The sequence below is a fragment of the Streptomyces sp. NPDC079167 genome (assembly GCF_040686735.1).
Taxonomy (GTDB): domain Bacteria; phylum Actinomycetota; class Actinomycetes; order Streptomycetales; family Streptomycetaceae; genus Streptomyces.
Genome location: NZ_JBFBLO010000011.1, coordinates 76854 through 101500 on the forward strand (window position 1 = coordinate 76854; position 24647 = coordinate 101500).

The 24647-nt window shown below is 70.0% G+C and carries 25 protein-coding genes, 1 tRNA gene and 3 pseudogenes; 15 read left to right on the forward strand and 14 right to left on the reverse strand.

Annotation, left to right across the window (positions count from 1 at the left end):
* Window positions 1–16: 16 nt before the first annotated feature.
* On the reverse strand, window positions 17–952 hold the full coding sequence (hemC, locus tag AB0P41_RS23435) for a hydroxymethylbilane synthase (protein WP_365933957.1): 936 nt from the start codon (window positions 950–952) through the stop codon (window positions 17–19).
* A 398-nt stretch (window positions 953–1350) separates the two neighbouring features.
* Here hemC and AB0P41_RS23440 point away from each other — a divergent pair, with 398 nt between their 5' ends.
* Both AB0P41_RS23440 and AB0P41_RS23445 read left to right on the forward strand, forming a co-directional pair.
* Window positions 1351–2166 carry an SAM-dependent methyltransferase gene (locus tag AB0P41_RS23440; RefSeq protein ID WP_356710812.1) on the forward strand — a complete coding sequence of 272 codons (816 nt, stop codon included), beginning with the start codon at window positions 1351–1353 and terminating at the stop codon, window positions 2164–2166.
* Between the two features lie 279 nt (window positions 2167–2445).
* A pseudogene (locus tag AB0P41_RS23445) lies at window positions 2446–2607 on the forward strand (phosphotransferase); the annotation flags it as partial.
* Between the two features lie 18 nt (window positions 2608–2625).
* On the opposite strand, the gene AB0P41_RS23450 reads toward AB0P41_RS23445, so the two are convergent.
* Complete coding sequence (locus AB0P41_RS23450; protein ID WP_356710814.1) at window positions 2626–3570, reverse strand: helix-turn-helix transcriptional regulator; 945 nt, start codon at window positions 3568–3570, stop codon at window positions 2626–2628.
* Between the two features lie 109 nt (window positions 3571–3679).
* Window positions 3680–3916: a DUF397 domain-containing protein gene (locus AB0P41_RS23455; RefSeq protein WP_356710816.1), complete on the reverse strand. Its 237-nt coding sequence runs from the start codon at window positions 3914–3916 to the stop codon at window positions 3680–3682.
* A 201-nt stretch (window positions 3917–4117) separates the two neighbouring features.
* On the opposite strand from AB0P41_RS23455, the pseudogene AB0P41_RS23460 reads away from it, so the two are divergent.
* Window positions 4118–4588: pseudogene (locus AB0P41_RS23460) on the forward strand (ATP-binding protein); the annotation flags it as partial.
* Between the two features lie 41 nt (window positions 4589–4629).
* Here the strand turns inward: AB0P41_RS23460 and AB0P41_RS23465 are convergent.
* Window positions 4630–5262, reverse strand: coding sequence for an SGNH/GDSL hydrolase family protein (locus tag AB0P41_RS23465; protein ID WP_365933959.1), 633 nt, complete (start codon window positions 5260–5262; stop codon window positions 4630–4632).
* A 110-nt stretch (window positions 5263–5372) separates the two neighbouring features.
* Window positions 5373–5534 (reverse strand): hypothetical protein, encoded by a 162-nt coding sequence (locus AB0P41_RS23470; protein ID WP_187327294.1) that lies wholly within the window; start codon window positions 5532–5534, stop codon window positions 5373–5375.
* Between the two features lie 163 nt (window positions 5535–5697).
* Here AB0P41_RS23470 and AB0P41_RS23475 point away from each other — a divergent pair.
* Window positions 5698–5770: transfer RNA gene (locus AB0P41_RS23475), tRNA-Trp, on the forward strand.
* Window positions 5771–5816: 46 nt separating this feature from the next.
* Here AB0P41_RS23475 and AB0P41_RS23480 read toward each other — a convergent pair.
* Window positions 5817–6227 (reverse strand): organic hydroperoxide resistance protein, encoded by a 411-nt coding sequence (locus tag AB0P41_RS23480; RefSeq protein WP_356710820.1) that lies wholly within the window; start codon window positions 6225–6227, stop codon window positions 5817–5819.
* Window positions 6228–6337: 110 nt separating this feature from the next.
* On the opposite strand from AB0P41_RS23480, the gene AB0P41_RS23485 reads away from it, so the two are divergent.
* From AB0P41_RS23485 to AB0P41_RS23495, 3 genes are all read left to right on the forward strand, one after another.
* Window positions 6338–6817: a MarR family transcriptional regulator gene (locus AB0P41_RS23485; RefSeq protein WP_356710822.1), complete on the forward strand. Its 480-nt coding sequence runs from the start codon at window positions 6338–6340 to the stop codon at window positions 6815–6817.
* 96 nt (window positions 6818–6913) lie between these two features.
* The gene (locus AB0P41_RS23490) at window positions 6914–7747 is read left to right on the forward strand and encodes a PP2C family protein-serine/threonine phosphatase (protein WP_356710824.1); all 834 of its coding nucleotides are present in this window, start codon (window positions 6914–6916) and stop codon (window positions 7745–7747) included.
* Between the two features lie 63 nt (window positions 7748–7810).
* A complete protein-coding gene (locus AB0P41_RS23495; RefSeq protein WP_365933961.1) occupies window positions 7811–8800 on the forward strand; it encodes an MASE1 domain-containing protein in 990 nt (329 codons plus the stop codon).
* Between the two features lie 61 nt (window positions 8801–8861).
* Here AB0P41_RS23495 and AB0P41_RS23500 read toward each other — a convergent pair whose 3' ends face one another.
* Together AB0P41_RS23500 and AB0P41_RS23505 are read right to left on the reverse strand one after the other, a co-directional pair.
* Entirely contained in the window at window positions 8862–10151 is a 1290-nt protein-coding gene (locus AB0P41_RS23500; protein WP_365933963.1) for an FAD-binding protein, read from the reverse strand.
* 33 nt (window positions 10152–10184) lie between these two features.
* Window positions 10185–10991, reverse strand: a complete 807-nt coding sequence (locus AB0P41_RS23505) for an SAM-dependent methyltransferase (RefSeq protein WP_365933965.1) — start codon at window positions 10989–10991, stop codon at window positions 10185–10187.
* Window positions 10992–11304: 313 nt separating this feature from the next.
* On the opposite strand from AB0P41_RS23505, the gene AB0P41_RS23510 reads away from it, so the two are divergent.
* The 4 genes from AB0P41_RS23510 to AB0P41_RS23525 all read left to right on the forward strand — a co-directional run bounded on the left by AB0P41_RS23510 (window position 11305) and on the right by AB0P41_RS23525 (window position 15665).
* The gene (locus AB0P41_RS23510) at window positions 11305–11499 is read left to right on the forward strand and encodes an antitoxin (protein ID WP_356710832.1); all 195 of its coding nucleotides are present in this window, start codon (window positions 11305–11307) and stop codon (window positions 11497–11499) included.
* Window positions 11500–11706: 207 nt separating this feature from the next.
* Window positions 11707–13293 carry a sigma-70 family RNA polymerase sigma factor gene (locus AB0P41_RS23515; protein ID WP_365933967.1) on the forward strand — a complete coding sequence of 529 codons (1587 nt, stop codon included), beginning with the start codon at window positions 11707–11709 and terminating at the stop codon, window positions 13291–13293.
* 190 nt (window positions 13294–13483) lie between these two features.
* Window positions 13484–15265, forward strand: a complete 1782-nt coding sequence (locus AB0P41_RS23520) for an FUSC family protein (protein ID WP_365933969.1) — start codon at window positions 13484–13486, stop codon at window positions 15263–15265.
* A gap of 22 nt (window positions 15266–15287) precedes the next feature.
* Window positions 15288–15665, forward strand: coding sequence for a VOC family protein (locus AB0P41_RS23525; RefSeq protein ID WP_356710838.1), 378 nt, complete (start codon window positions 15288–15290; stop codon window positions 15663–15665).
* Window positions 15666–15708: 43 nt separating this feature from the next.
* Here the strand turns inward: AB0P41_RS23525 and AB0P41_RS23530 are convergent, their stop codons facing one another.
* From AB0P41_RS23530 to AB0P41_RS23540, 3 genes are all read right to left on the reverse strand, one after another.
* On the reverse strand, window positions 15709–16050 hold the full coding sequence (locus tag AB0P41_RS23530; protein WP_365933971.1) for a hypothetical protein: 342 nt from the start codon (window positions 16048–16050) through the stop codon (window positions 15709–15711).
* 36 nt (window positions 16051–16086) lie between these two features.
* Window positions 16087–17817, reverse strand: a complete 1731-nt coding sequence (ctaD, locus tag AB0P41_RS23535) for a cytochrome c oxidase subunit I (protein ID WP_365933973.1) — start codon at window positions 17815–17817, stop codon at window positions 16087–16089.
* A gap of 184 nt (window positions 17818–18001) precedes the next feature.
* Window positions 18002–18553 carry a glycoside hydrolase family 25 protein gene (locus tag AB0P41_RS23540; RefSeq protein WP_365934214.1) on the reverse strand — a complete coding sequence of 184 codons (552 nt, stop codon included), beginning with the start codon at window positions 18551–18553 and terminating at the stop codon, window positions 18002–18004.
* Between the two features lie 191 nt (window positions 18554–18744).
* Here AB0P41_RS23540 and AB0P41_RS23545 point away from each other — a divergent pair, with 191 nt between their 5' ends.
* A complete protein-coding gene (locus tag AB0P41_RS23545) occupies window positions 18745–19404 on the forward strand; it encodes an NAD(P)-binding domain-containing protein (protein ID WP_356710844.1) in 660 nt (219 codons plus the stop codon).
* Window positions 19405–19406: 2 nt separating this feature from the next.
* Here the strand turns inward: AB0P41_RS23545 and AB0P41_RS23550 are convergent.
* Window positions 19407–20245, reverse strand: a pseudogene (locus tag AB0P41_RS23550) (hypothetical protein).
* Between the two features lie 144 nt (window positions 20246–20389).
* On the opposite strand from AB0P41_RS23550, the gene AB0P41_RS23555 reads away from it, so the two are divergent.
* A complete protein-coding gene (locus AB0P41_RS23555; protein ID WP_356710846.1) occupies window positions 20390–20935 on the forward strand; it encodes an SRPBCC family protein in 546 nt (181 codons plus the stop codon).
* A gap of 64 nt (window positions 20936–20999) precedes the next feature.
* On the opposite strand, the gene AB0P41_RS23560 is transcribed toward AB0P41_RS23555, so the two are convergent.
* Window positions 21000–21374: an STAS domain-containing protein gene (locus tag AB0P41_RS23560; RefSeq protein WP_356710848.1), complete on the reverse strand. Its 375-nt coding sequence runs from the start codon at window positions 21372–21374 to the stop codon at window positions 21000–21002.
* Window positions 21375–21691: 317 nt separating this feature from the next.
* Between AB0P41_RS23560 and AB0P41_RS23565 the strand changes: the two genes are divergently transcribed.
* Window positions 21692–22183, forward strand: coding sequence for a MarR family transcriptional regulator (locus tag AB0P41_RS23565; RefSeq protein WP_365933976.1), 492 nt, complete (start codon window positions 21692–21694; stop codon window positions 22181–22183).
* Window positions 22184–22219: 36 nt separating this feature from the next.
* Here AB0P41_RS23565 and AB0P41_RS23570 read toward each other — a convergent pair whose 3' ends face one another.
* A complete protein-coding gene (locus tag AB0P41_RS23570; RefSeq protein ID WP_365933978.1) occupies window positions 22220–23407 on the reverse strand; it encodes a PP2C family protein-serine/threonine phosphatase in 1188 nt (395 codons plus the stop codon).
* Window positions 23408–23670: 263 nt separating this feature from the next.
* Between AB0P41_RS23570 and AB0P41_RS23575 the strand changes: the two genes are divergently transcribed.
* Complete coding sequence (locus AB0P41_RS23575; protein ID WP_365933980.1) at window positions 23671–24555, forward strand: SigB/SigF/SigG family RNA polymerase sigma factor; 885 nt, start codon at window positions 23671–23673, stop codon at window positions 24553–24555.
* Window positions 24556–24647 lie beyond the last annotated feature (92 nt).

Below are 24647 nucleotides of genomic sequence, written 5' to 3' on the forward strand. Positions count from 1 at the left end.
CCCGGGACACGCGGGTTCAGTGGGCGATGGTGTCGATCAGCTCGCGTGCGCCTTGGCGCAGCAGGGAGACTGCCACGGAGGTGCCGAGGGTGGCGGGGTCGAGAGGTCCTGCCCACTCGTGTGCGTTGAGGACGGTCTTGCCGTCGGGAGTGAACACGCAGGCGCGCAGTGAGAGATCTCCGTTGCGGTGAGCCGTGGCGTACCCCGCGATCGGGGAGTTGCAATGCCCCTGCAGGACATGGAGGAACATGCGCTCGGCCGTGATCTCCCGGTAGGTCCCCGGGTGGTTGAGCGCGCTGACGGCATCGATCGCCGCGGTGTCGTCCTCGCGGCACTGCAGGGCCAGGACGCCCGCGCCGATGGGCGGGCACATCGTCTCCGGTGCGAGGATGTCGCTGATCACGTCGGGGCGGCCGATGCGGCGGAGGCCCGCGACGGCCAGGAGCAGGGCGTCGGCCTCTCCGGCGGCGAGTTTCGCGAGCCGCCGGTTGGCGTTGCCGCGGAACGGAACGCAATCCAAGTGGGGGTGGGACGCCGCAAGTTGCGCGGTCCGGCGGACGGACGAGGTGCCGACACGCGTGCCGTCCGGGAGTTGGTCGAGCGTGAGCCCGTCCGGGTGTACGAGGGCGTCGCGGATGTCGTCGCGCTCGAGGAACGCGGCGAACGTCGTGCCGGCGGGCAGGGGGCGGTCGGCCGGGATGTCCTTGACGCAGTGGACGGCCAGGTCTGCCTCCCCGGCGAGCAGGGCGGCGTCGACCTCTTTGGTGAAGGCTCCCTTCCCCTCGACCATCGAGAGATCGCCCATCCATTTGTCACCCGTCGTCCTGACGGGGACGACCTCGGTGACCATGCAGGGATTACGGGCCGCGAGTTCGGCCCGGACACGCTCGACCTGGGCCAGGGCCATGGGGGAGTCGCGCGAGACGATGCGGATCAGCTCAGGGGCGGACATGGCTCTCACGATAGACCGCCGGGCGCGGGCGGCGCCCCTTCGACGCGGTCCCGGGCACCTGTTCCGGACGGCCCCGGAGGAGACCGGCGGACCGGGTCGGCGTCGATTTCCGGCCGCATTGGAACGGCCCTCCGTGTGACTCACGCACGGGTTCCGCCCATCGACAGAATGCGACAATAGACCGTCGAGCAGCAAGACTTGACGTACCGCCGCGCCCAAGTGGCTGTACCCGCGGGTCCGGCTCCTGGGATGTGCCCCTCTCCCCCGGACCTCATATGGCTGATTCGAAACCCTGCGGCCTTGCCTCACTCCCCCGAGGGCTGTCAGCCATCCGGCGAGATCCTTAGCATGACCCCTCACGGACATCGAATTCTCTCTCCGAGAACCGCGAGGGCTGGATGAACAACGGGGACACCTCCATTCCGAAGAACATCGACGTGAACGTGCCGAGCGTCGCACGGATGTACGACTACTACCTGGGTGGCAAGGACAACTACCCTGCGGACCGGGTGGCATCCGAACAACTGCTGGTGCACGTTCCGAGCACCAAGGTCTTGGCGGTGAACAACCGGAGGTTCCTGAGGCGTGTCGTGCACCACCTGGCATCCGAGTACGGAATTCGCCAGTTCATCGACCACGGATCCGGCCTGCCGACCCAGGACAACGTCCATCAGGTCGCCCAGCTCGTGGACCCCGAGGCCAGGATCGTCTACATCGACAACGACCCCATCGTCCTCGCGCACGGCAAGGCGATACTCGAGGAGAACGACAGGACCGCGGTCATCCAGGCGGACATGCGGGACACCGAGGGGATCTTCGGCCACCCGGAGGTGAACCGGCTCATCGACCTCGACGAGCCGGTGGCCGCGCTGTTCGTGTCGGTGATGCACTGCATTCCCGACCAGGACGATCCCGCGGGCCTGGTACGCCGGGTGGCGGACCGTCTCGCTCCGGGAAGTTTCCTGGTGGTGTGTCAGCTCGTGAGTGAGGACAAGGCCATCCGTGACTTCGTCACGGACTTCATGGCGGAGAGCACGGGCAACCAGTGGGGGCGGGTGCGCCGCGAGGCCGATGTGCACGGGTTCCTGGAGGGCCTGGAGGTGCTGGACCCCGGGCTGGTGGAGGTGTCGACGTGGCGTCCCGATTCGGATCTGGCGCCGAAGCAGGAGACGCAGGAGTGGATCGAGTTCGGCGGCGTCGGCCGCAAGTGGTGAGGGATCGGTGCTGACGAGGCCGGCGCTCGGCGTCTCCCCGCTGCGGTGGGACCGGCCTCGGGACCACCACCGGTCCGTGCCGCGCCGTCACGCCCGCCTGCCTGGCCGCACGGCCCGGGCCGGCCGCAGAAGCCGGCCGCAGTGACCGGGCACACCTCGGGCATCCACCGCCGATCGACGCCGCGCTCGCCAGGCGACTGGTCGACACGCAGTTCCCGCAGGGGACGCGTCTGCCTCTCGAGGTGCTCGACCCGGCCGGGTCGGACCACGTGATCTACCGCTGCCTTCCGGACGGCGCTCGGCGTGGACGACGCCACCTGGGCACGGGGACGCGGATGGGCCCTGACCACCGCCCTGAACGCCTACACCTCGTACGCCGCGTCCGATCCACGGGTTGCCGCGCAGACGACCCGGCAGATCACCGAGGCCCTGACCGGCTGAGCCCCCGTGGGAGGGGGGTCACCCAGCCGGACCGCTGCCGGTTAGCCGGCCGCCGGAGGTGTAGCGCTCGAGGGCCAGCCTCAGGAGGTCCTTGCTCTCGGCCGGGCTCGGCGACTGGGCGCTGAGCGAGTCCAGGATCCAGCGGTACTCGTCCGTGCTCTCCGGCTTGTTCACGGACGTGGCGTTGGTCAGGTGTTCGATGTACGCGACGTCGGGGAGCCCGTCCACCGCGAACCGCAGATAGGTGATGCCGTTGCCCGGAGACGTATGGGCGGTCACGTCGAAAGGGGCGACCTGCACGATGACGTGAGGAAGCTCCGTCATCTCCAGCAGATGCGCGAGCTGTTCGCGCATCACCCGGGTGCCGCCCGTCGGACGCATCAGCACGGCCTCGTCCAGCAGCACCCAGAGCTTCGGCGCATCCCGCCGCTGCAGCAACTGCTGCCGCCTGAGCCTCAGCTCGACCCGGCGGCGGGTGATCTCCTCCGATTCGAGAGCGTGACCGGAACGCACCACGGCATAGGCGTAGTCGGCGGTCTGCAGCAGCCCCGGAATGTAATGCCCCTCGTACGTACGGATCGACGCGGCGGCCTCCTCCAGACCGACCAGGGGCTCGAACCAGTCCGGCAGCACGTCGGCGTAGTTGCGCCACCATCCGCGCTGTCCGGCCCTGCGAACCAGGTCGATGAACTCGGCCGTCATGGCTGGGTCGGTCACACCGTAGAGCGTGAGGAGGTCGGCGGCGTCGCGCTCCTTGCAAGGGGAGTGCCCGGTCTCCATCCGGCTGATCTTCGCCGTCGAGCACCGGATCCGTTCCGCGGCGACCTCAGGGGTGATGCCGGCCTCGCCGCGCATCCGCCGCAACTGCGCGCCCAGCACCAGGCGCAGAGCCGTGGGACTCGCCCCCGTCGCCGGGGTGAGCGTCGGCCTCCGTGACGGCTGAAGCTGTTCGTTGCCGGGCATGCGGACTCCTGAGGACGGGCGTCGTGATGCCAGTCTGCCATCAGGAGCCCCGCCATGGCCCGGCCGATTGCGAGAGTGCCGTAATATTTCAGCCCGCGCTGACGCGGACTCAGCCCGTCATGGTGTCGAAGTCGCCGTCCCTGACGCCCGCGAGGAACGCTCGTACCTCGTCTCCCGTGTACACGAGGGCGGGCCCTTCGGGGTGCCGGGAGTTGCGTACGGCCACCGCTCCACCGGGCAGCAGCGCCATCTCGACACAGTTCCCGCTGGGATTGCTGTGATGGCTCTTCTTCCACTCCACGCCGGTCAGGGAGTTGGCGGGAACGCCGTTGTCGATGTGCTGCATGCGGTCCGTCCTTTTCGTTGCGCTGACACGTCCTGGTGTGTCACCAGGGTCCGCGCCGGGTGAACAGGTGTCCCTGGCTCACACCCCCGAGTGCAATTCCGGATGCAATTGCACAGCGGGTGCGGACGGCGAGGATACTAGTGGTCATCCGGCCCCGACGGCACCATTGCGCCGGGCTTCGACGGAGGGTTGTCAGCGCTCATGCACGCGGAGAACACACGGCGTCACGGAGCGGCAGCGCCCGTGCCCGGTTTTGCGGCGAGCGGCGCGGACCCGCACGAGGAGCTGGCGCGGGACCTCGGTATCGGGGCCCCGGGGTTCGCCACGCGTGGCCTGGGGGCGGACGCGGAGAGCCTGCGGCTGGCGCGTGCGTTCGTCCGCGAAGCTCTCCACCAATGGGGCCTGGGCTCCTGCGCCGATGAGGTCACCCTCGTCGCGGGCGAGTTGGCGAGCAACGCCGTCTGCCACGGACTGCTGCCCGACGAGCGGTCGACGGCCCGGCTCGGCCTCGCGTGCCAGGACGGGACGCTGGTCTGCGCGGTCAACGATTCCAGCCCCGAAGTGCCCGTACTGCGCCCGGAGGCCGAGTCCTTCGAGCGCGGCCGGGGTCTGCGCATCGTCGACGCGCTGAGCACTTGCTGGGGCTGGTCGCGGTCCCCCGGGGCGGGCAAGACCGTCTGGGCCAGGGTTCCGGTCCTCCGGCCCCCGGCGGGCTACAGCCCTGCCAGTGCCGTCCAGGCCGCCGCCAGGACCGAATGCCCGAGCGGGGTCGGGTGGACCCCGTCACCCGCGATGCACTCGGCGCCGCCGGCGGCGCGCGCCGCCTGGTTGAGCAGGCCGTCCGCCGCCAGCAGCGTGGCGTCGAACTCCTCGGACAGCCTGCGGACCGCCTGAATCCTCGGGTCGAGGTCGTCTCGCCAGGCCCACTGCTCCTCCTGTACCGGCACGAGGAAGGGCTCGATGAGGATCAGCTGGGCGTCCGACTCCTCCCGGACCTGGGTGAGGATGGCGCGGTAGTCGTGCTCGAACACGCTCACCGGGGTGACCGTGCCGTAGAAGTAGCGGCGGTAGGTCTCGTTCACGCCGATCAGGACCGACACCACGTTCGGCTCGAGGTCCAGGGCGTCCTCACGCCAGCGGGCGCGCAGATCCGAGACGCAGTCGCCTGCGACGCCCCGGTTGACGAACGTGATGTCGCTGCCCGGAAGCGCGGACCGCACATGTTCGGCGGCCGTCCGGGCGTAGCCGTTGCCCAGGGGGCAGTCCCGTTCCACCAGCCGTCCCGCGTCGGTGATGCTGTCGCCCTGGAACAGGACGGTTGCCGAGCGGTGCAGGCTGATGGTCACGCGGGCTCCGGGGGGTGAGGATCCAGGGGTCGACGGAGATGATCCTGCCCACGGAGATCCCGCTTGATCCGGACCGGGTCCGCCGTGGCCCGGCGTGGTCCGGGCCGGACTCAGCGGGCGGCGGCCGGAGCACGCACCGCGCTGAAGTCGAGCGCGCTCTCGACCTCGAGCAGCGTCTCCTCGGCCACCCGCCGCACCTCGGCCGGAACGTCGCCCTGCTCCTCCACCAGACCGGCGTAGATCGGTGCGTCGGATGCCTCTGCGAAACTCACGTGAACTGCCTATCGATCGGTTATGCCCGCCAATCAGCGGAAACGGGAGCCGAGTGTACGCGTTCGCCTCCGGGCGTCGGGGGGCGGACCCCGGGAACGGCCCCCGGCCACCGTAAAACCGGTTGTCCGCTGCGGGGAGCGGCTGCGACGCTGATCACTCCGAAGGGGTGTAGCTCAGAGGCCAGAGCGCCGGTCTCCAAAACCGGATGCCGCAGGTTCGACTCCTGCCGCCCCTGCTCGACAGGTCTCCCCGCCCGATGACGGGCGGAGAGACCTGTTCCACTATTCGATGACGAGTTCGACGTCGATGTTGCCGCGTGTGGCCTTGGAGTAGGGGCAGTACGCGTGCGTCGCCTCGACCAGGCGCCGGCCGGTCTCCCCCTCGAGCGCCTCAGGCAGCTCGACGCGCATGACGACCGCGAGCCCGAAGCCCGAATCGTCCTTGCCGATCGAGACCTCGGCCGTCACGGAGACGTCCTGGGTGTCGACCTTCATCTCACGGGCGACCGAGCTCATCGCGCTGGCGAAGCACGCGGCATATCCGGCGGCGAAGAGCTGCTCGGGGTTGGTGCCCGCGCCGTTGCCCCCGAGGGCCGGCGGCAGGGCGAGCGCGAGGTCGATCTGTCCGTCGGAGCTCACCGCCCGGCCTTCACGGCCGTTGGCGGTGGCGGCAGCGGTGTACAGCGCGTCCATGGGGTGACCTTCTCTCGTACGACGGTGGCCGAGGTCCGGCCACCCCGTAAGAATTACACGCAATTCAATTGCGCACAACTTAATGGCGAACGGCAAGCTACCCTTGACTCATGACGCCATCACCGACCCCCGCACCCGGACTGGCCGATCTGCCGGACACGGAACTCCTCAAGCTGGACCACCAGGTCTGCTTCTCGCTGCAGGCGGCCTCCCGCGCCTTCGGTGGCGTCTACCGGGAAGCGCTCAAGGACCTCGGCCTCACCTACCCGCAGTACCTGGCCCTGATGGTTCTCTGGGAACACGGCCCGCTGCCGGTCAAAACCATCGGTGAGCGGCTGCACCTGGACTCCGGCACGCTGTCGCCCCTGCTGAAGAGGCTGGAATCAGCCGGTCTCGTCAGGCGGGAGCGCAGCCCGCAGGACGAGCGGTCGGTCACGGTCCACCTCACCGGCGCCGGGACGGACCTGCGCGAGCGCGCGCTGCCCGTCCCCCGTTCGATCCTCAAGGCCACCGGCATGTCGGTCCAGGAGGTGCTGGCCCTGCAGGCGACCCTGGGGCGGCTCACCGCCTCCCTCGGCCGGGCCGGCTGACCGGGTCCGGGGCGTCCGGGGCGGGGCCGCACCAGCGCTCGCAGGAGTTCCGACGCCGAAATAGGATGCAGGAACTATCGCAACGCGGAGCGGCCCATGAACCGGCGTCGAACTCCCCGGTCGGCGAGCGCCGAGGACCTGCTCAGCACATTGCAGCACCTCACCGCCCGTGCGCGGGAAGAGGTGGAGCTGCATCAGGCCCGCGTCGAGCTGGCCCAGGCCCTGCAGCGCAAGATGCTGCCCGCGACGCTGCCTGTCTTCCCGGGACTGCAGACGGCGGCTCGGTATGCCCCCGCTCGGGACGGGCTGGACATCGGCGGCGACTGGTACGACGGCTTCCTCCTGCCGGACGGGTCGCTCGGCCTCGCCATCGGCGATGTCCAGGGGCACGACGTGGAAGCCGCGGCCTTCATGGGGCAGATCCGCATAGCCATGCGCGCCATCGCCAGTTCGGCAGCCGATCCCGGTGAGGTGATGGGCCGCACCAACGATCTGATCCTTTCGATGGATTCGGCGCTCTTCGCCACCTGCTCGTTCCTCCGGCTGGACCCGGAGACGCGGGAGCTCCGCAGTGCCCGCGCGGGCCATGTCGCATCCGTGTGGGCGACATCCGACGGACGCTCGGGCATCACAGCCGACGCCGGCGGCCTCCCGCTCGGCATCGCGCTGCGCCAGCACTACCCTGTCACCCGACGCGACCTGGACGTCGACGGGGTTTTCGTCCTGCTCACCGACGGAGTCGTCGAAGGGCCCTCGCTGTCGATCGACGACGGCCTGGACGGGATCAGGCGCCTGGTGAGCGCCCACGTCGGCGCCGACGCCGAGGAACTGGCGGACCGGGTACTCCAGGCCGCGGTGTTCACGGGCCATGAGGACGACGCGGCCGTGCTCGTGCTGCGCCACGACCGCCCCTCCCCGGGCCCCGGGTGAGCGGGTCCCACGCCCGTGCGTGTCACAACGGCCCGCCGTCAGGGGCGGTGTCTTATGAGATGCGTGATCCCCAGCGAGAAGACCCGACGCCGAGCCGTGATCGTTCTGCAGATGCTGGGCATCGCGACCGCTTACTACGCGTCCGCACGGCTCGGCCTCCTCAGAGAGATCGAGGTGGAAGGGTCGGTCGTCACCCCCCTGTGGCCGCCCTCCGGAATCGCCCTCGCCGCACTGCTGTACCTGGGACCACGGATCTGGCCCGGGATCGCCCTCGGGGCTCTCCTCACCGTCATCTCCATGAGCGACGGGTTCACCTTCTGGGGCCTCGCCGTCACCGCGGGCAGCGCTCTGGCCCCGCTGGGCTCCTTCCTGGCCCTGCGCGCGGTGGGGTTCCGGACGGAACTGGACCGCCTGCGCGACGGTCTCGCCCTCGTCTTTCTGGGAGCCCTGGGCGGCATGCTCATCAGCGCCACCACGGGCAGCGGGGTCCAGCTGCTGAGCGGAGGGCTGTCCGCCTCTCAGTTCTGGCCGGTCTGGTCCGCCTGGTGGGCGGGTGACGCGATGGGCGTACTCATGGTCACGCCTCTGCTGCTCGTCCTGCGCAAGGCACGCCTGCCCAGGACGGACGACCGGTGGGCGGAGACCGTTGCGCTCGCCGTGGTCACCGCGGTGGCTTCGACCGTAGCGACCAGAAGCTCGCTGTCCATGATCTACCTCCTCTTCCCGGTGCTCGTCTGGGCGGCGCTCCGCTTCCAGCTGGCCGGCAGTGCCCCCTGTGCTCTGCTCATGTCCGTCATGACGATCATCGCCGGAACCGAGGGGATCGGACCGTTCGCCGGTCACTCGGTGCTCGAGGTCATGCTGAACCTCTGCGTCCTCAACGGCTGTGTGGCGCTCACGGCATTGCTGCTCGCGGCGATCGTGACCGAGCACAACAACATCCGCCACGAGACGGAGCTCGCCTGCGAGGAGCTGGCCGCACTCGTGGAGGAGCTCGCACCGGGTCCGTCGACCGGGCGCCGGCCCGGCGGACCGCCGTCCGACCTGAGGTAGGACCCCGCACCCGGATCAGGACCGCTGGACGGGCCTGACCCGGACGCGCGAGGCGCGGCCCTCAGGTGGTACGGGGGAAGTGGTCCGCCAGGAAGTCGTTGCGGAACGTACCGGAGGGGTCGAGCCGCTCGGTCAGCCGCTCGAAGTCGGCGTAGTGACCGTACAGCTCGCGGAGCGCCGCCGGCGGGGTGGTGAAGACCTTGCCCCAGTGCGGCCTGGCCCCGAAGGGGGCGAGGGCCTCCTCGATGGCTCCGAGGACGGGCGTGACAGCGGCGGTGTCGGGCACCCAGGTGAAGTGGAACGCCACGGAGTCCCTCCCCTGTGCCGGGCTCAGCCACAGGTCGTCGGCCGCCACCGTGCGGATCTCACCGATCTGGAGGAGCGGCGCGAACTGCTGCCGGATCCGGTCGAGAGCCTCGTAGGCCGCCACCGCGTCATGCCGGGCGACGAAGTACTCCGACTGGAGTTCCTCCCCGTTGCTCGGCGTGAATTCCAGCCGGAAGTGAGGGAGCCTGGCGTGCCAGGGGCCCGGGACGCCCTGCTGCTCGGTGCAGTGTTCCGCCGCCACACCGGGGACCGGGTGCCTCGCCCCCTGCGCGAGCGTCGCGCCGAGCCACCGGGACGGTGCGGTGCGGGGGCCGTCGTCGCCGACACGCCGCTTGAGCCACACCTGATCGATCGGGCCGCCGTGCCAGCCGGTGAAGAGGCTCACGCTGTACGCCTCGGACATCACCTCGTCGAACCGGCCGAGCAGCTGCTCCTGCGGAAGTCCCTCGTACACCCACTGCTGGATGTCGAACGCGGGCACGAGGTCCAGGGTCAGCCGGGTCACCACTCCGAGTGCGCCCAGGGAGACCACCGCGCCGTCGAAGTCCGCGTCACCCCGCTCCAGCGACAGGATGCCGCCGTCGGCGGTGACGAGCTCGAGCGCCCTGACGGCGCCCGGCAGGGAACGGTTCCCCACGCCCGAACCATGGGTCCCCGTGGCGCATGCTCCCGCCACGGAGATATGGGGCAGCGAGCCGAGGTTGTGCAGGGCGAAGCCGTTGCGGTGCAGGGTCCCGGTCAGCTCCCCGAACCGCAGGCCGGCGCTCACCGTCGCGGTACGGGCCTCCCGGTCGATCTCGATGGAGCGGGGCAGGCCCGCGACGGATATCAGGGCGCCGTCGGTGTCGGCGACAGTGTTGAAGGAGTGCCCGGTGCCCAGCGCGCGGACGGCCGTCCCCGCGGACACGAGATCCTGGAGTCCGGCCACGGAGGTGGGTGTGTGCAGCCGCTCCGCACCGAAGGTGATGTTGCCCGCCCAGTTCGTCCGGCGGGCGGACGGGGCGTACGCCGAATGGTCGATCATGTCTCCGGAGCTTACGCTCCGCCCGCCCCGGGCTCAGGGCTTGCGTCCCACACCGCTCACTGCGGGGCTCGGGGGTGCGACCGGCCCGTCCGGACCGGGGTCGGGACGCCAGTGCGCCGTCCTGACGACGCCCGGTTCGACCAGCTCCAGCCCGTCGAGGAACGCGGCGATCCTGTCCGGGCCGCGGAGGTGGTAGGGGTTCGGCGCATGCGCGTTGTACGCCTCGACCGCGCGGTTCATCGTCCCGCTGGTGTCTGTGCCGTCCGCGAGGGCCACGTAGCTTCCGGGAGCGAGCTCCTCGGCCAGACGGCGGACCAGCGCCCACGGGTCCTCCTCGTCGGGCAGCTGCCCCATGATGCCCAGCAGGGTCAGCCCGACGGGGCGGCTGAGATCGAGGGTGCGGGCGGACTCCTCGATGATCCGGCCGGTGTCGCGCACATCCGCGTCGACATACGCACACGCTCCCTCCGGGGTGCTGGTCAGGAGCGCGCGGGCGTGCGTCAGCACGAGCGGGTCGTTGTCGACGTACACGATCCGGGACTCGGGCGCTGTCCGCTGCGCCACCTCGTGGGTGTTGTCGGCCGTGGGCAGACCCGTCCCGATGTCGAGGAACTGCCGGATCCCTGCCTCCCCGGCGAGGAATCGGACGGCGCGGGCGAGGAAGGCCCGCTGGTCACGCGCGATGCCCGCGATGTCCGGGTAGGCCGCGAGGATCGTCTCCCCCGCCTCGGCGTCCGCGGGGTAGTTGTCCTTGCCTCCGAGCAGGTAGTTCCAGACGCGGGCCGAGTGCGGCACATCGGTCCTGAGCCGGTCGGCCGGTGGCTGTCGGTGCACGCTCATGTCCAAGCCTCACACACCGCGATGGCGACGGGTGCCCGTCCGGGCACGGCTCCGGGGTCAGTACGGCAGGGGCCGTCCGGACGGTGTTCGCAGATCGAGCGGGGGCGGCCCCGTGGGGGGCTGCGGACGGCGGACGATCTGGATGCGGCCCACGGCCCACCACCTCCTCCTGGTAACCCGGTATCTGCCCGCCCAGCCGCCCTTCACACGTCGGACGGCCCTCAGGCCCGTCCGGCGGCATTCGCGGATGCGGGCCCGGCGATGTGCGGTGACGCTTGACGAGTGGGGGAAGCCGACACGAGGAGGATCCGCCATGTCCGCGCTGGACAAGATCAAGAAGATGCTGAAGGGCCACGAGGACCAGGCCGGAAAGGGCGTCGACAAGGCCGGAGACATGATCGACGACCGGACGCAGGGCAAGTACGGCAAGCATGTCGACACCGGCCAGGACAAGCTGAAGCAGCAGTTCGGCGCCGACCGCGACCAGGACAACCCGCCCCGCTCCTGACGGCAGCGTGCCGGGCTCGCCGTCCGGCCCGCATCCCGGTGCCCGGCCCGGGGACGGTTCGCTCCGTCACCGGGCCGGGCACGCGGTGTGTACGGATCCCGGAGCGGATATCGAGCACCTGACCGGATTCCTGTTATCGTCCCCGCCGCACGGCGTCTCCCGAGTGTGGGAAGTGACGGAACAGGATCCCGGAAGAGTGAGCACAGCATGGGCGAGGCAGGCGAGACGGCGCTGATCAAGGCCGCGCAGAAGGGCGACCCCGAGGCGCAGGACCGGCTCGTCGCCTCCTACCTGCCGTTGGTCTACAACATCGTCGGCCGGGCGCTGAACGGGCACGCGGACGTCGACGACGTGGTCCAGGACAGCGTGCTGCGCATGCTGCGCGGCCTGCCCTCACTGCGTACCCCGAAGAGCTTCCGGTCCTGGTTCGTGGCCATCACCATGAACGAGATACGCGGGCACTGGCGTGCGCGCGGGACCGGGGAGATATCCGCGGACCGGATGGACGACGCGTACGACGTCGTCGACCCCGCCGCCGACTTCGTCGAGCTGACGATCGTCCGGCTCGGTCTCACGGGCCAGCGCCGGGAGGCCGCCGAGGCCACGAGGTGGCTCGACGACGACGACCGCGAGCTGGTGTCGCTCTGGTGGCTGGAGACGGCCGGGGAGCTGTCCAGGGCGGAGGTCGCGAGCGCCCTCGACCTGTCCCCCCAGCACACAGCAGTGCGTGTCCAGCGGATGAAGGAGCGGCTGGAGGCCTCCCGCGTGGTGGTACGCGCTCTGGCGGCGGATCCGCGCTGTGTCCTCCTCGAAGACCTGACGGCCCACTGGGACGGGGTGCCGTCCGCGCTGTGGCGCAAGCGCCTGGCACGCCACGCGCGGGAGTGCACGGTGTGCGCCGGGCACAGGTCGGGGCTGGTCCCGGCGGAGGGTCTGCTGGTGGGCCTGGCCCTGGTCCCCGTGGCGGCGTCCGCGGGCGGCCGGGCGGCGGAGTTCGCGCCGACGGCGTTCCTGCCCGCGGCAGCCGTCGCGTCGGGGCCGGGGCGTGCCGAGCGCCGGCGGGACGGCGTGAGACGGCGCCGGCGCACCACGGTCCTCGCCGGTCTGGCCGCGGTCGCGGTACTGGGAGGCGGAGGCGCCGTCGTCCATCTCCATGCGGACGACGAGGGTGAGGGCCCGGCGACCGCCGTAACTCCGCTCACCGGTCCCTCGGCATCCGTGACGACGCCGTCGTCGTCGCCCTCCTCCCCCGCCCCCTCGTCCTCATCGGCGTCGCCGTCGCCTTCGGCGACCACGTCCCCGTCCGCGTCCAGGAGCCGGAGCGCCACCCCCACTCCCGAGAAGACGCAGAGGCCGCGCACTCCCTCCTCCGAGCCGGCTCCGGCCCCCGCGCCGAAGGCCTCGTCGGCCCCGTCGGTGGCCGATGAGGTCATCGCCCTGGTCAACAGCGAGCGAGCGAAGGAAGGGTGTGCGCCGGTGAGCGGCAACAGCCTGCTGGCGAAGGCCGCTTCACGTCATTCGGCGGACATGGTGGCACGGGACTACTTCTCCCACACCTCTCCGGACGGCACGGACCCCGGGGCGCGCATCACCGCCGCCGGGTACCGGTGGAGCACGTACGGCGAGAACATCGCGAAGGGCCAGCCGACCGCCGCGGCGGTGATGGACTCCTGGATGAACAGCTCCGGCCACCGGGCGAACATCCTCAACTGCGCCTTCAAGGAGATCGGGATCGGCAGGGAGGAATCGTCCGGCGGCCCCGTGTGGACCCAGAACTTCGGTGCCGCCCTCTGACACTCCTGGTCCCGAGCGGCGTCACGTCACGGAAACGGGCAGGTAGCACGCTCTCCATGTAAGGGATCTAGGCTGGACACGAGCCCAGGCCGACGGCGTCCGCAGGCGATCTCGCCCTCCCACGCGGACAGGAGCACGGTGCCCACGCCTTTTTCTTCCAGCCGGCCGGCTTCCCCCTTGGCTCGCCCATGTGCTGCGGGCCCAGCGCGGACCGGTGCCGTGGAACGCGGTACTGCGCGGGGCGCTGGCCGCCCTGCCGTTGCTCGTGTCGGTCCTCGCGGAACGGCCGACCGCCGGGGTCCCCGCCGCTCTCGGCGCGATGCTGGCCGGCATCAACGACCGGCCCGGCAGCCGCCGCTCCTCCGTCGCCCGACTCGGATTCCCCGCCCTGGCGGGGGCGGCGGGTCTGCTGCTCGGCACGGTGATCACGGCGGCTGTCGGCGGTGGCCGGTCCCTGGTGGTTCTGCCGCTCCTGTTCGGGCTGCTGGGTCTGGTCGCGGGAGCGGTCAGCTCCACGGGGCCCGTCGCGTCCGCGTGCGGCACACAGGTGCTGGTCGCGGTCGTGATCGGGGCCGGCATGCCGTCGCCCGAGCCCGGCCCGGTGCGCGCTCTGCTGTTCCTCGCCGGTGCCGGATGGCTCCTCCTGCTCCGGCTGGTCCTTCCGTCGCCGGGCAGCATCGGCAGGGGGCCGTACCGTCTCGACGGGGAGCGGGAGGCGGTCGCCGCGGTGTACGAGGCTGTGGCGGGACTCCTGAAGGCCACAGGCGGCCCGCGGGCCCGCGCGGGGCGCGCAGCGTTGAGTGCCGCGCTCGACCAGGCGCAGGACGCTCTGTCCGGGCCACGGCTGCGGCGTTACGCGAGCTCCGCGGCGGAGCGCCGGCTGCACGCCCGGTATGCGGCGGCGTTTCCGCTGGCCGAGGCGGTGACCGCGCTGGCGTGGGCCGGGGCCCCGGTGCCGGACAGGATCGTGGAGGGTCCCCGCAGGCTGGCGGCCGCGGTGCGGACCGGCGGCCCCTGCGGGCCGTTGGCGGCTCCGGCCCGTACGGATGCAGGGCTTCGGGCCCTGGACGAAGCCCTGCTGCGGGCCGCGGCGGCCTTCGACCGCCCCGCCGGCGCGCCGCCGGGCAGGCCCGGAGCACGCTCGTACGCGTCCGTCCTGCGCGGCGCGTGGAGTGCGGCCGGCCGTGAGTACGGTCTACGGGTCGCCGTGTGCTGCGCGACGAGCACGGTCGTGGCGCAGTGGCTGCACCACGACCACTGGTACTGGCTGCCCGCCACGACGGTGTTCCTCGTCAAGCCCGATCTCGGACCGCTGGTGTCGCGCGTGGTGTGCCGGGCCGTGGGTACGGTCGTGGGCGCCGCGGTCTTCGGTGGCGCGGTCCTGCTGGCGTCAGGTCCGTACCCTCCGGTCGTGGCGGTCGCGCTCTGCGGCGCGCTGCTTCCTGTGGCCACCCGGCACTTCGCCTTGCAGACGGCCGTGGTCACCGTCCTCGTGCTGTCCCTCGTCGTGCTGGGAGGTGAACCGCCTGCCTCGTGGGGGCGCGTGGTGGAGTCGCTTCTCGCCTGCGCGACGGTGCTGCTCGTCGGGCATCTCCCGCTGCCGGGCCGGCGTGGCCACGCCGTACGGGCCGCTCTCGGCACGGCGGTGGAGGCGGCGCACCGTTATCTGGGGCACGTCACGGAGGCCCGGGAGGACCACGCCGGCAGGACGGCACTACGCCGGGATGCCTATCGGTCGCTGGCGGCGGCCCGTGCGGCGATCGAGCTGTCGGCAGCCGAACTCCCTCCGGCGGCCCGGCACGCGGCCGGGTCCGAGGGTGTGGCCGGTGCGCTGGAAAGGCTCATCGACACCACGACGGCGTGTGCGGTGCAGTTGGAGCACCCGGCCGACGAACTGCCCTCACCCCACTCCGAACTGCTCGCCGCCCACCTCTCCGATCTCGACCGGGCATGGGCGGTCCCGGCCCGGTGAACACGTTCCTAGAATGCTGCGCATGATCGCTGAACTGCAGTGTGTGGTGATGGACTGTCCCGATCCGGCGCGCCTGGCCCGGTTCTACGCGGCCGTGTCGGGCGGGGAGGCCGACCGGCCCGACAAGCGGTGGGCCCTGGGCGAGGACTGGGCGACGGTGCACACTCCGGCCGGGCTCGTCTTCTGCTTCCAGCGGGTCGAGGAATACCTGCCTCCGAGGTGGCCGGACCCGGCTCACCCACAGCAGTTTCACCTGGACTTCGGTGTCCCGGATCTGGACCGTGCCCAGGAGCAGGTGCTCGCACTGGGGGCCACGCTGCTGGATGACGGGGGTGACACACGTGGCTGGCGTGTGTTCGCGGATCCGGCCGGACACCCGTTCTGCCTGCTGCGCCACTGACCCCGGGTGCCTGGATCACGGGCACAGGCACCCGGGGCCGGGGTCAGCGGCCGATCAGCGTCAGGGCTGTGCAGGTGCCGCCCACCGTGCCGACAGCCAGGACGGACAGCGCCACGCAGCGGGCCCTGAGCCGTTCGTAGCGCGCGGTGTACTCACCCCGGAGTTCGTGGGCACGGCCTGCGATCCTTGTGAGCGTGTCCCGGCAGGCCTCGATCCTGTCCGCCACGTAGACGTGCTCGACGTCCTCGCGCTGGGCGGTGGTGAGCCAGGGCAGCGCGTCGGTGAAGCGGCGGGCCTGTCGGCGGGCCTCCTCGACCTCGGCGTTCCAGAGCAGGTAGCCCTCCACCTGGGCCAGGCCCCGGGCACTCTCCTTGTCCGGCTTCACGCGGTCCTCCTCTCCTCGGCGCCTCGCCCCGGGGGTCTAGGCCTGCTTGTCCCCGGGAGCCACGGTGACCGACTCGTGAGGGCGGTTCGCCGCGTCCTCGAGGGCGCGGATCGCGGGATAGTGCAGGTCGAACGCCGGAGATTCGGAACGGATCCGCGGAAGCGTCAGGAAGTTGTGCCGCGGGGGCGGGCACGACGTCGCCCATTCGAGCGAACGGCCGTAGCCCCAGGGGTCGTCGACCTCGACCTTCTTGCCGTACTTCGCTGTCTTCCAGACGTTGTACAGGAACGGGAGCATCGACAGTCCGAGCACGAACGAGGCGATCGTCGAGACCGCGTTGAGTGCGGTGAAGCCGTCGGCGGCGAGGTAGTCCGCGTAGCGACGCGGCATGCCCTCGGCACCGAGCCAGTGCTGCACCAGGAAGGTGCCGTGGAAGCCGATGAACAGCGTCCAGAAGGTCATCTTCCCGAGCCGCTCGTCCAGCATCTTGCCGGTGAACTTCGGCCACCAGAAGTGGAAGCCGGCGAACATCGCGAAGACCACGGTGCCGAAGACGACGTAGTGGAAGTGCGCGACGACGAAGTACGAGTCGGAGACGTGGAAGTCCAGCGGCGGCGAGGCCAGGAGCACACCGGTCAATCCACCGAAGAGGAAGGTGACCAGAAACCCGACCGCCCAGAGCATCGGGGTCTCGAAGGACAGCGACCCCTTCCACATCGTGCCGATCCAGTTGAAGAACTTCACACCGGTCGGTACCGCGATGAGGAATGTCATGAAGGAGAAGAATGGCAACAGCACGCCGCCCGTCACATACATGTGGTGCGCCCACACCGTCACCGAAAGGCCGGCGATGGCGATCGTCGCAGCGATCAGGCCGACGTAACCGAAGATCGGTTTGCGGCTGAACACCGGAATGATCTCGGTGACGATTCCGAAGAACGGCAGGGCGATGATGTACACCTCCGGATGGCCGAAGAACCAGAAGAGGTGCTGCCACAGCAGTGCGCCGCCGTTGGCGGGATCGAAGACGTGTGCGCCGAATTTCCTGTCCGCCATGAGGGCCAGCAACGCGGCGGCCAGAACAGGGAAGGCCAGCAGCACCAGAACACTGGTGAGCAGGACGTTCCACACGAAGATCGGCATGCGGAACATCGTCATGCCTGGGGCGCGCATGCACACGATCGTGGTGATGAAGTTGACCGAGCCGACGATGGTGCCGAAGCCTGACAGGGCCAGACCCATGACCCACAAGTCGGCGCCGGGGCCCGGTGAGCGGACCACGTCCGACAACGGGGTGTAGGCGAACCAGCCGAAGTCGGCGGCGCCCTGCGGGGTGAGGAAGCCGGCCACGGCGATCAGTGAGCCGAAGAGGTACAGCCAGTAGGCCAGCATGTTGAGACGTGGGAACGCCACGTCGGGTGCGCCGATCTGCAGCGGCATGATCCAGTTCGTGAATCCGGCGAACAGCGGCGTCGCGAACATCAGCAGCATGATCGTGCCGTGCATCGTGAAAGCCTGATTGTACTGCTCGTTGGACACGATCTGGGTGCCGGGACGGGCCAACTCGGCACGCATGACGAGCGCCAGGATGCCTCCGAGGAGGAAGAACATGAACGACGTGCTCAGGTAGAGCGTGCCGATCGTCTTGTGGTCGGTGCTGGTCAGCCATCTGATGACCACGTTCCCCGGCTGCCGACGCCGGACAGGCAGTTCGTCCTGGTAGGCGGGATCGGCTTCCGCCGATACTGCGGGGCCCCTCGTCGTCACTGCGGCACTCCTTCGGTCGACGGCCGATTGCGGACTCGGCGACCAGGATGGACTCCCCGCGGGGGTACCGCAGGTCATCTCCGTGCGCACTCCCCCAGTGGCTGGCAAAGGACACTCCACTGGCCGATGGCCACGAACAGCGTGTTGACGAACGCGTCCCCGTCTCCGGGAGGGCGGTTCGCTCTCAGACCGTGGCCCAGTCGCGCATGGCCTTGCGTGAGGGGAAGTCGGCGACGTTCTTGTCGAGCGGGTCGTCGGTGTACTGATGGATGCGCCACTCCGCTTCGATCCGTGGGGCGGCCGCCTTGCCGTAGTCGGCGATCCAGAGTCCGTCGCCGGTGTACGAGCTCGTGTCGTGGTTGATCCAGAAGGAGCGGTTGCAGTACAGGAGCACACGGTGACGGGGCCTCAGCCTCTTCACCTCCCGGATGAAACGGTCCTTGTCCGCGCTGCTCGCGCGTGTGCCCTCCCCTGTCTGTTCCCAGTCGACGGCGAGGAGGTCGCCCTCCTTCTCCGGTGTCCTGTCGAGGAAGTAGTCCGCCTGCTCCTTGGCGTTTCCGGGCCAGAGGAAGTGGTAGAAGCCGACGACACAATCGGCATCCCGGGCGCGTTTCACCTGGCTCTTCAGCCTCGGATTGACATAGGAGCGGCCCTCGGTCGACTTGACGAAGACGAAGTCCGAGCCGTCCGTGTCGTAGTCCGTCTGAAACGCGCTGACATCTACGCCGTGCAGCACGGGCACCACCTCCAAGTGGGGCATTGTGGTTCCGTTTCTCTCTCCCATACGTGCCCATCCGGAGCGCTCTCATCCGTCACCCGCGTGCTGAACCGATTCGGCACATCCGGAATAGCGTCAGCGCCCCCTGGGTTGGTGAACCGGCGAGACCCTTTCACTCCACGCACTCCGCATCGGAAGGTCGGATTTTCATGAAGATCGGCATCATCGGGGCAGGCAACATCGGCGGCAACCTCACCCGGCGTCTCACCGCACTCGGACACGACGTGTCCGTCGCGAATTCCCGGGGGCCCGAGACGCTCAAGGACCTCGCCGAGGAAACAGGTGCCACAGCGGTCACGGCGGCGGAGGCGGCGCGGGGAGCACGGATCGTCGTGGTCACCGTTCCGCTCAAGTCGGTGCCGGACCTGCCCGCGGGCCTCCTCGACGGAGCGACCGACGATGTCGCCGTCATCGACACGGGCAACTACTACCCGCAGCAGCGTGACGGACGCATCGCGGCCATCGAGGACGGGCTGACGGAGAGCCGGTGGACCGAGAAGCAGATCGGCCACCCGGTCGTCAAGGCGTTCAACGGCACATACGCCCAGGACATCCTCGACAAGGGACGACCCCAGGGCACGCCCGGCCGGCAGGCCCTTCCCGTGGCCGGCGACGATCCTGCGGCCAAGCAGGCGGTCCGGGACCTGATCGACCAGCTGGGCTTCGACACCGTGGACGCGGGCGGCCTCGACGAGTCGTGGCGCCAGCAGCCGGGAACACCCGTCTACGGTCATCGGGGCGACGCCGACGCCATCACGACGGCGCTGGCGGACGCCTCCCCGGAACGCACCGCCGAGTGGCGGGCCTGACATCACCGCCAGCCTGTTCTCGCCACGTCACCCGCCTGCGCGGGCCGGGGAGGGGGCGCGGGCGCCGGATCAACTCCCGGGGGCACGCTGTCCATGAACGAGCTGACCGAGAACACGGCCCGCCCGGCACCCGCGGGACCCTATCCGGGCGGGGAGGACAGGCCGTACTCCTCCATGGTCGAGCGGTAGGCGTCGAGCAGTCTGATGTGGTATTCGAGCGGCGCGCCGTCGGGGTTGGTCTTCCCCAAGGGTGTCGTGGGCTCCGGGCACCAGGTGGTGAAGCGCGGAGTGATGCCGGGCGACATGAAGAAGCGGAGACCCTCGGTGGTCGAGGCGCTGGCCCCGTCGACGGTCGTGAAGCCGAAGGGCTCGGCCATCTCCACGCCCGCGACGAAGTTGGGGATCACGTTGCGCGCGCCGAAGACATCCGCGGAGTCGATAGAGCCCCAGGACCCCGTCGGGTCCGGCTGCCACGCGGTACGGAGAGGGCGGGGTTGACCCGCACCGACACCACCATACGGCGGAGGTCGTAAGGGCCGCCGGTGAGCACGATCTCCTCGGGCGGCCTGCGCAGGGCGGCGGCTCCCAGCTCGGGCAGGGTGCTGTGGTCGAAGGAGAAGATGAAGTACGACTTGGGTCTGATGTCCCCGTGCTCGTTGTCCCCGTGCTCGTTGTCGCTGAGCGCGGGGTCGTCGAACGCCATGCCGCCGCGCAGCAGATCCTCCTTGAGGACGGCCTCTCTCGGCACATGGGAGAACCGCTCCATGAGCTGCTCCACCAGATGCGTCCGGTCGCCGGCGACGACGGTGCGGGTGGTGCCGGGTTCGCTCGGGCTCGGCATGTGCGGGCTCCTCGGGTCCGGTGTCCTGGACGCTGTTGCGTGTACGCCACACTGTCCAACGAACCAGCGTCTCCAAGCGTTCGCAGATGATCCGTCCGGTTCGGGTGAGACGACCCGGCCCGCCGAGGATTGGGAGTACCTCTCATGCCCCGCACCATGTCCGTGTCGGACAGCATCCTGATCCGTGCGTCACCGTCGGCCGTGTACGAACAGCTGAGCGATCCCACGGCGATGGGGCGGTGGAGTCCGGAGAACCGTGGCGCCCGGGTGCTCGGGGACCGACGGGGAGCTCATGTCGGCATGGTCTTCGAGGGCCGCAACAAGCGCGGGTCCTTCCGCTGGACGACCAGGTGCACGGTGACGGCCGCCGATCCGGGCGAGCGGTTCGCCTTCCGTGTGCACGCGATCGGGGTGCGGCGTCCGCGGCTGCCGGGTGCGATCGCGCTGTGGGAGTACCGCTTCGAAGCGGTCGACGGCTCCACCCGGGTCACCGAGACCTGGACCGACAACCGGCGGGCGTGGCCCGACTTCCTCGCCAACGCCTTCGACCGGGTGGCGACGCGGGGGCACACGTTCGCCGAGTTCCAGCGCGGAAACATCCGTACGACGCTGGAGCGCCTCAAGGCCGCGATGGAGCAGGGGGACGTGGCGCAGCCCGGCCTCGTGGAGGACGGTCCGCGCCAGGGGTGAGACGTCGGCGCCGTCCGGTGGGAGCCCACCGGGCGCACGTGCCGACGCAGTTAGGCGGCGGCTCTCAGGGTGCTTCGCCGGGCATTACGATGCGGGTCAGCGCCTCGCCCGTGGTGAGGACCGTGGGTATGAGAACACCGACGCCCGTGATGTCCAGCAGCCTCACGAGGTGTGAGGGCGCGGCGGCCAGGCACAGCGAACCGTGCCGGTCCTTCGCGTACCGGAGGATACCGATCATGGTGTTGAGGCCGGAGGAGTCGCAGAACTCGACGGGCTCCAGATCGAGCACCACATGAGGTGTCCCCTGTCTGATCAGCTCCATGGCCCTGGTCCGCAAGGCCGGAGCACTGTCCACGTCGATCTCCCCGGCGACGGTGAGGACTGCCACGCTCTCCGCCGGATACCGGACGGTGAGCTCGAGGGTCTGGCTGTGCGTCATGGGTGTCAGTACTCCAGGCCGTGAGCGGACCGCCACCGTAGGCGGGAGCGGTGACGGCCCGCTGAAGATCGCAGAGATCGGATGTCAACCACAGAACCGTACCCTATGACAACTGTTGTCGTGAGGAAACTATTGGGGGTACCGGTGGCAACCTCCGAGGTTTGCGGCAGACAGGGGTACGATATTCAGGGCCACGCGCGTGTCCCTGAACCTTTTCTCCTGGCTTTCCATACGAGCGCATCGAATGCCCGGCTCGTCTGCTCGGTCCGGTGGCCAGACGGACGAGTGAAGCAATGCCGGATCGGAGTGTCATCAATATGGGCCTGAACCCCGAAGCCGACCAGCGGTCCCGGGATGCGGCCCGTGAGGGTTCCGAGTTCGTCGAACTCCTCGAGGTCCTCTGGGAGCACGGACGTGAGGCCGCGCCGACCGGCCCGGTCTCTCCTTCCCAGCTTCGCGTGCTGTACACGCTGGACCGCGAGGAGGGCATCAATCTGCGGATGCTCGCCGAAGCCCTGGGATCGGCGTCCCCCTCGGTCAGCAGGCTGTGCGACCGCCTGCAGGCCACGGGGTTCGTGGAGCGCGCCCCCAGCCCGGTGAGCCGACGGGAGCTGGAGCTCCGGCTGACCAGCCACGGCAAGGCGTACCTCGTCGACCTGCGTACGCGCAGGGAGGAGGTGCTGATGTCCACGATCGACGCCATGCCGGCCAAGGCGCGGCGTTCGCTCCTCGAAGGGCTCAGGGCCTTCCGCAACGCGGCCTCGGGGCAGGACAGCGGCAGTGCGAGACCCCTGCGGTCGACCGGGTAGAGACCGGCCGACCGCTCTCCGGGCCGAACGCGCCGGTCACGCGGGCGCGTCACCTGCGCCGGACTGCCGGCCGAACCAGTCCAGGCAGACCACGAGGGCGTCGTCGTCGAGCGGTGTGGCCCCTCGGTAGTCCCGCAGATCACGGATCACCGCCAGCGGCACCTGCTCGGACGGCAGGAAGCGGTGCGCGGACAGCGAGCGCGCGAGGGCACGCTGTCCGTAGCGCTCCCCCGCCGCCGACGCGCTGTCGTAGACTCCGTCACTGCCGATCAGCAGCCGGTCGCCCGGTTCCACGCGCAGGTGCTCCGCGACGTACTCCGTCTCCTCGAACATGCCCAGCGGGAGCTGCGCGTCGAAGTCGAGGGACTCGACGGCGCGTCCCCTGAGCCGCCACATCCGGGGGGACCCCGCGTCCACGGCCTCCACCTCCCCCGTCGCCAGGTCGAAGCGGAGCAGCAGGACCGACGCGTGCAGCGCGCCGCGGTACTGCGCGTAGACGGCCTGGTCGGCGAGGCTGGCCTGGCCCGGGAGGTCGAGGCCGGCGCGCCGGGCGTTGCGCAGCGCGTTGACGACGAGGTTGGTCAGCAGGGCCGCCTCCATCCCCTTGCCCATGCCGTTGGTGACGGTGAGCGTGAGGTGATGGGCGGACACCGACCAGTCGAAGTTGTCGCCGAAGATCGCGTACGCGGGCTCCAGATGGGCGCCCAGCGCGAATTCGGGGCGGAGGACGGAACGGCCGGGCAGCAGCTGCCACTGCATCTCGGCGGCCAGCGTCAGCCGGGTGGCGCGGCGGGCCAGCAGGTAGAGATCGGTGTCCCGCTCGGCGACCAGGATCTCGTGGCCGAGCGCTTCGCAGATCTGCTGCATCCCCGCCAGGCCCGTCGGCGTGCAACTGCTCTCCGGCGCCGTGACGGTGAGGACACCGAGCCGGTCGCCCCGGACGGTCACAGGCAGGTGCGCGGTCGTCGGCCCAGGCGTGGTCAGGGGCTCCACGTACGGTTCCTGGGCCCCGAAGGCCCGCCCCTGCGGGCTGTCATGGATCGGCACCGGTTCGGCGAGCGGCGCCTCGGACACCACCTGGAGCGTGGCCATACCGTAGTCGGCGAGCCGCAGTTCCACACTCTGTACGTCGCACTGCTCCCGCAGAGCCGCCGTGACGACGTCGAGGAGCAGATGGGGTGCGGCCTTACGCAGCTCCCGCTCGACGGCAGCGAATCTGTCCACGTGTTCCTGTTTCTCGTCGTGCTGCGCCGAAACCCGGACCGCCTGTGGGCCCCGGCCGTCGGCCTCCAGCGTACGGGTCCTGTACCCGATCCAGCGCGGCGCGCCCTGGAGGTCGCACCGGTGGCCGGCGTGCTCATCTTACGATGTCCAGGGACAACTGTTTCCACGCAGCAAGAAAATTCGTGTTCCTCGGGCATAGGCCCTCCGGAGCGGGGCAGGGGCTGGTCACGAAGTGCGCTCAGAACCAGGAGGGTGGGAACGCAGTGATTCCTCAAAAGACTGCCGGGACCGTAACGACTGACGAGGCGTCGGCTCCGGAGGCTACGCCGGGGCGCGTCGGTGAGCTGCCCTGGATCGAGGACGCGGGCAAGGTGGCCCCGAAGGACGCCCGCGCTCTGTCGACCCTGTTCTTCGAGCAGTTGCGGGTCCTCGAGGAGGGCACGCACGAATACCAGTACGCCCGCAACACCCTCATCGAGATGAACATCTCCCTGGTCCGGTTCGCCGCGCGGCGCTTCCGCAACCGGGGCAGTGGCGACATGGAGGACATCACCCAGGTCGGCACGATCGGCCTCATCAAGGCCATCGACCGGTTCGAGCTCTCCCGGGAGGTCGAGTTCGCCACCTTCGCCGTCCCTTACATCGTCGGCGAGATCAAGCGCTTCTTCCGGGACACCACCTGGGCCGTCCATGTCCCCCGGCGTCTGCAGGAACTCCGCGTCGATCTGGCGAAGGCGAAGGACGAACTCTCCACACACCTGGACCGTGACCCCACGGCCAAGGAGCTGGCCGACTTCATGGACCTCACCGAGGACGAGGTCATCGAGGGCATCATCGCCTCGAACGGCTACACCGCGGGCTCCCTGGACCTGCCGACCGACGGCGGCGAGACCACGGGCAAGGCGTCGCGCACGTTCGCCGACATCCTGGGCGAGCCGGACTCGGCCATGGAGACGGTGGAGAACCTGCACGCCCTGGCCCCGCTCATCGGGGAACTCGACGAGCGCGAGCGCCGCATCATCGAGATGCGCTTCGGGCAGGAGATGACGCAGTCACAGATAGGCGCCGAACTGGACGTCTCCCAGATGCACGTCTCCCGTCTCCTCACGCGCACGCTGAGCAAGCTCCGCGCCGGTATGCTCGCCTGACCGTCTGTCGCGGCGGGCGCGGCCTCGGTGACGGGGATGCCATGCCTGCCGTCCGGGGTCCAATATCCGGTGCGGTACCCGGCAGGCGACGT

What these genes read in the sequence shown, in the direction of transcription:
- hemC (WP_365933957.1), bottom strand. Translation starts at nt 952, where the DNA reads ATGTCCGCCCCTGAGCTGATCCGCATCGTCTCGCGCGACTCCCCCATG.
- AB0P41_RS23440 (WP_356710812.1), top strand. Translation starts at nt 1,351, where the DNA reads ATGAACAACGGGGACACCTCCATTCCGAAGAACATCGACGTGAACGTG.
- AB0P41_RS23450 (WP_356710814.1), bottom strand. Translation starts at nt 3,570, where the DNA reads ATGCCCGGCAACGAACAGCTTCAGCCGTCACGGAGGCCGACGCTCACC.
- AB0P41_RS23455 (WP_356710816.1), bottom strand. Translation starts at nt 3,916, where the DNA reads ATGCAGCACATCGACAACGGCGTTCCCGCCAACTCCCTGACCGGCGTG.
- AB0P41_RS23480 (WP_356710820.1), bottom strand. Translation starts at nt 6,227, where the DNA reads ATGGACGCGCTGTACACCGCTGCCGCCACCGCCAACGGCCGTGAAGGC.
- AB0P41_RS23485 (WP_356710822.1), top strand. Translation starts at nt 6,338, where the DNA reads ATGACGCCATCACCGACCCCCGCACCCGGACTGGCCGATCTGCCGGAC.
- AB0P41_RS23490 (WP_356710824.1), top strand. Translation starts at nt 6,914, where the DNA reads ATGAACCGGCGTCGAACTCCCCGGTCGGCGAGCGCCGAGGACCTGCTC.
- AB0P41_RS23500 (WP_365933963.1), bottom strand. Translation starts at nt 10,151, where the DNA reads ATGATCGACCATTCGGCGTACGCCCCGTCCGCCCGCCGGACGAACTGG.
- AB0P41_RS23505 (WP_365933965.1), bottom strand. Translation starts at nt 10,991, where the DNA reads ATGAGCGTGCACCGACAGCCACCGGCCGACCGGCTCAGGACCGATGTG.
- AB0P41_RS23510 (WP_356710832.1), top strand. Translation starts at nt 11,305, where the DNA reads ATGTCCGCGCTGGACAAGATCAAGAAGATGCTGAAGGGCCACGAGGAC.
- AB0P41_RS23515 (WP_365933967.1), top strand. Translation starts at nt 11,707, where the DNA reads ATGGGCGAGGCAGGCGAGACGGCGCTGATCAAGGCCGCGCAGAAGGGC.
- AB0P41_RS23525 (WP_356710838.1), top strand. Translation starts at nt 15,288, where the DNA reads ATGATCGCTGAACTGCAGTGTGTGGTGATGGACTGTCCCGATCCGGCG.
- AB0P41_RS23545 (WP_356710844.1), top strand. Translation starts at nt 18,745, where the DNA reads ATGAAGATCGGCATCATCGGGGCAGGCAACATCGGCGGCAACCTCACC.
- AB0P41_RS23555 (WP_356710846.1), top strand. Translation starts at nt 20,390, where the DNA reads ATGCCCCGCACCATGTCCGTGTCGGACAGCATCCTGATCCGTGCGTCA.
- AB0P41_RS23560 (WP_356710848.1), bottom strand. Translation starts at nt 21,374, where the DNA reads ATGACGCACAGCCAGACCCTCGAGCTCACCGTCCGGTATCCGGCGGAG.
- AB0P41_RS23565 (WP_365933976.1), top strand. Translation starts at nt 21,692, where the DNA reads ATGGGCCTGAACCCCGAAGCCGACCAGCGGTCCCGGGATGCGGCCCGT.